Raw genomic sequence first — 3,999 nt, forward strand, 5'->3', positions numbered from 1 at the left:
AGCGTGCAGGACGGCGACCGGCGGGTCGAGCGCGACCTCGAGCAGTTCCTGGCCGCCAGCGACACCACCGCGTTCCTGATCGTCCGCGGGGACACCCTGCTGTACGAGGGCTACTTCAACCGGGCCGGACCCGATACCGTCCAGACCTCGATGTCGGTGGCCAAGTCGGTGCTTGGGGTCCTGGTCGGGATCGCCATCGGCGAAGGCCGGATCGGCTCGGTCGACGACCCGATCACCCGCTACGTACCCGAGCTGGCCGAGCGTGACCGGCGCTTCGGCAAGATCACCCTGCGACAGCTGCTGACCATGACCTCCGGGCTCCGCTACGAGGAGGACGGCGGCCCCTGGGGAGACGACACCGCCACCTACTACGCGCCTGATCTTCGGTCGCTGGCCCTGCGCGAGACCGAGGTGGCGGAGGCGCCGGGCCGCCGCTTCCACTACAACAACTTCAACCCGCTGCTGGTCGGGCTGGCCCTGGAGCGGGCGGTCGGCATGCCGGTCTCGGCCTACCTGGAGACCAGGCTGTGGCGGCCGCTGGGGATGGAGGCCGACGGCTCCTGGAGCCTGGACAGCCGGGCCAGCGGGTTCGAGAAGATGGAGAGCGGGCTGAACGCCAGGGCGGCCGACTTCGCCAGGTTCGGGCTGCTGTTCGCCCGCGACGGCGCCTTCAGGGGCCGCCAGCTGGTGCCGAGGGCCTGGGTGCGGGACCCGGCCCTGGTGTCGACCCGGGGTCGGGGGCCGGCCGGCGCCTACCAGTGGTTCTGGTGGGTCCAGGACCAGCGCCGGCCCCGCGCCCAGTTCGCCAGGGGCAAGTACGGCCAGCACATCTACGTGGTCCCGGCCAGCGACCTGGTCCTGGTCCGCTTCGGCCGGGACGCCGGCTACCGGTACTGGCCGGAGCTGCTCGACGACCTCGCCCGGCGGCTGGACGAGGCCGAACGGGCCACGACGACCCGACCTTGACGGCGTGCTGGGAGGCGACGGTGGAAGACGGCCGAGGACGGCGACAGCCCGACCGGGAGGCGGCCCTGGGCGGGCTGCTGTTGCTGCTCGGGGTGCTGGTCCTGGCCGGCCAGGCCCTGGAGCTGGAGCTGGGACGGGTCGGCTGGCCGTTGTTCGTGATCCTGCCCGGCCTCGGCCTGCTGGGGCTCGGCCTGACCGGGGACGGCCGGCCGGGTGAGGTCCTGGCCATGGCCGGGGGCGTGGTCACGATGGTCGGCCTGGTGCTGCTGGTCCAGCACACCACCGACCGCTTCGAGACCTGGTCGTATGCCTGGACCCTGCTGGTCGTCGGCGCCGGGATCGGCCGGTGGCTGGCCGGGATCGCCCGCGGCCGCCGGGACCTGGCCGCCAGCGGCGGCTGGCTGATCGCGACCGGCCTGGTCGCCTTCCTGGCCTTCGCGGTGCTGTTCGAGGCCGTCATCGGCATCGGCGGCCGCACCCCCGGAGGGGCCGGCCGCTACACCCTCGCGGTCCTGCTGATCCTTGCCGGCCTGGTCCTGCTCGGCCGCCGCCTGCTGACGACCCGGCGGCCGTGAGGTCCGCTATCTGGCTCGGCGGCGTGCGGCTGGCCGGATGGCCTGCCAGGCGGCGAGCAGGATGACCGCGCCGATGATCGACCCGATGATGCCGCTGGGTCGCAGGGCCAGCCCGTCTCCGCTGAGCAGGCTGACCAGCAGCCCTCCGACGAACGACCCGGCCAGGCCGACGACCAGCAGCTCGGCCCAGTTGATGGGCTGGTTCCGGGCCAGGAGCAGGTGCGCGATCCAGCCGGCGAACATGCCCCAGACAAGGATGAACAACAGGATCATCGATGACTCCTCTCCCACCAGTGCAGGCGCGATCTTACGGCCAGGCGGGCGGATGCGGTGAACGCGCCGAGGGCTATCCGCCGAACCGGTCGATCAGCAGCCCGTGACGCAGGCCCCGGTCGCTCACGGTCAGCGTCTGCTGCCCCAGCTTCTCCATGACCGTCCGGACGATGCACGCGCCGGCCAGGATGACGTCGGCCCGCTTGGGCTGCAGCCCGACGGTCCCGCGGCGGGCGTCGGCGTCGCGCGACCGGTAGCGCTCGATCTGGCGGTCGACCTCGGACCGGTCGAGGACCGCGCCCTGGACGGCGTCGGGGTCGTAGGTGGCCAGCCCGAGCTTGACGGCCGTGAGGTTCGTCACCGCGCCGCCCATCGCCACCAGGACGTCTGGCGGCGGGCGGCCGTCGATGGGGGAGAGGTCGGCGGAGATCGCCGCCATGGCGTCGCGCAGCACCTCGGGTGTCACGGCGCCGGCGAGGCCGAAGCGCTCGGTGTAGCGCACGGCGCCGACGTTCACGCTGAAGTGCTCGTCGACGCGCTCACCCTGCCCGAAGGTGAACTGGGTGCTGCCGCCACCGGTGTCGAACACGGCCAGCGACCCCTCGCCCACGCCCAGCTCGGCCCGCACCGCGAGATAGGCGAGCCGGCCCTCCTCCTCGCCCTCGATCACCTCGACGGCGACGCCGGTGCGGGACTGGATCGCCGCGACGACGTCGTCGCGGTTCCGGGCGATCCGCAGTCCCGCCGTGCCGGCCGCGGCGGTCGCCCGCACCCCGTGGCGTCTCGCCTCCTCGACCATGCCGGCGATCGCGGCCAGCGTCCGCTCCAGCGGTTCGTTCGAGATCGTCCCCCGCTCCTGGAGCTTCTCGCCGAGACGGGTCATCTCGGCGCGGTCGACGATGGTGTGCCACCGCCCGGCGGCGTCGCGCTCGGCGATATGGAACTTGATCGAGTTCGTCCCGACGTCGATCACCGCGTAGCGGCGAGGCCCGGCGTCGACGAGGGCCGCGAGCCCCAGCGGATAGCTCGTGTTCACCTCGCCGTCGAGGCCGAGGCTGCGGACGGCGGCGACGACCGCGGAGGCGTCCTCGGACTCGACCGCGACCGTCCGCGTGCCGTGTCCCTCAGCCTCCACATCGGAGAGCTCGGCCATGCAGCCGCCGATGGTGTAGCGGACGCGCCGCTTGTGGACCCTCACCGGCCGCACCCCGCCGACCGGCTCGACCACCTCGGCGAGGAGCTGGTCGAGCGTGTACGCGTCCCGGTCGAGCGGAGGCGGCTCGACGCCAAGGGCGTCGAACACCTTGGAGACCTCGGCCGCCGGCAGCGGGAAGCCCTCCTTCAGCACCGGCTCCCACCGCTCCAGGCCGTCATCGTCGACCTCCCGGAGCACCTTGATGTCCAGCAGGTCGTGGCGGACCTTGACGTTGGCGCGGGTGGCGGCGAGAAGGTAGAGCTCGTCGCTCTCCACCACCGCTCCCGGGGCCAGCTCGGCAAAGACCTGCTCCGCCGTGGCGAGGTCGTCGCCGAAGACACGCCATTCCCAACGGGGGACGATCGTGGCCATGGCTGCCCTCCCCGGGCCGTGGGGCCGTCGAGCTGTCCGTCTCCGACCATGCTAACCCGGCGAACCGCGAGGTTCCGCCGAGCTCCGCGCCGGATGCCATGCGTGCAGGTCAGCGGTGGTCCACGCAGACCCATCCCCGCTTCGGGAAGGCGATGAGCTGCCGGCATGACGGGTCGAGCGCAGGCGCCTGGACGCCCGGTTCGGGGACGCCCGGTACCGGTTCGGACACCGCCGTACGCCCGGCGACGTTGACCACGCCTCCCACCAGGGGCGGAGACCATGGCCGCGACGACGACCACGCGGCGCCAGACCTGCCCGGGGAGCTCCGCCTCCCCTTGCGCCAGCAGGGTCCGGGCGAGCAGCCGGCGTGACCAGAGCAAGTACCTTGGTCCGCATCGGCGACGAGAGGAGCGGCGGATGATCGACCACGTTGGCTTGGGAGTCAGCGACCTGGAGGCGAGCAAGGCGTTCTACCGGCGGGCGCTGCGCCCGCTCGGCTACGAGCTCCTGATGGAGCGCGACGGCTCCGCCGGCTTCGGCCGCGACGGCAAGCCCGACTTCTGGATCCACGCCAACCGGCCCCTGAGCGGCCCGACCCATGTCGCCGTGGCCGGCCCC

5 protein-coding genes are annotated in these 3,999 nt (G+C 72.7%); 3 read left to right on the forward strand and 2 right to left on the reverse strand.

Annotated elements, in window-relative coordinates; all coding sequences use genetic code 11:
* A partial coding sequence (locus tag VF468_07535; protein ID HEX5878156.1) for a serine hydrolase occupies positions 1–966 on the forward strand: 966 nt, incomplete at its 5' end.
* Between the two features lie 20 nt (positions 967–986).
* On the forward strand, positions 987–1,541 hold the full coding sequence (locus tag VF468_07540) for a hypothetical protein (protein HEX5878157.1): 555 nt from the start codon (positions 987–989) through the stop codon (positions 1,539–1,541).
* A 6-nt stretch (positions 1,542–1,547) separates the two neighbouring features.
* Here the strand turns inward: VF468_07540 and VF468_07545 are convergent, their stop codons facing one another.
* Both VF468_07545 and VF468_07550 read right to left on the reverse strand, forming a co-directional pair.
* Positions 1,548–1,814, reverse strand: coding sequence for a GlsB/YeaQ/YmgE family stress response membrane protein (locus VF468_07545; protein ID HEX5878158.1), 267 nt, complete (start codon positions 1,812–1,814; stop codon positions 1,548–1,550).
* Positions 1,815–1,887: 73 nt separating this feature from the next.
* The gene (locus VF468_07550; GenBank protein ID HEX5878159.1) at positions 1,888–3,381 is read right to left on the reverse strand and encodes a Ppx/GppA family phosphatase; all 1,494 of its coding nucleotides are present in this window, start codon (positions 3,379–3,381) and stop codon (positions 1,888–1,890) included.
* 417 nt (positions 3,382–3,798) lie between these two features.
* On the opposite strand from VF468_07550, the gene VF468_07555 reads away from it, so the two are divergent.
* The coding region (locus VF468_07555) for a VOC family protein (protein ID HEX5878160.1) at positions 3,799–3,999 on the forward strand (201 nt) is incomplete at its 3' end.

It is taken from the genome of Actinomycetota bacterium, assembly GCA_036280995.1.
In the GTDB taxonomy this organism is placed as follows: domain Bacteria; phylum Actinomycetota; class CALGFH01; order CALGFH01; family CALGFH01; genus CALGFH01.

Excerpts from the sequence above, each read along its gene's own strand:
- VF468_07550 (HEX5878159.1), bottom strand. The coding sequence starts at position 3,381 with ATGGCCACGATCGTCCCCCGTTGGGAATGGCGTGTCTTCGGCGACGAC.
- VF468_07545 (HEX5878158.1), bottom strand. The coding sequence starts at position 1,814 with ATGATCCTGTTGTTCATCCTTGTCTGGGGCATGTTCGCCGGCTGGATC.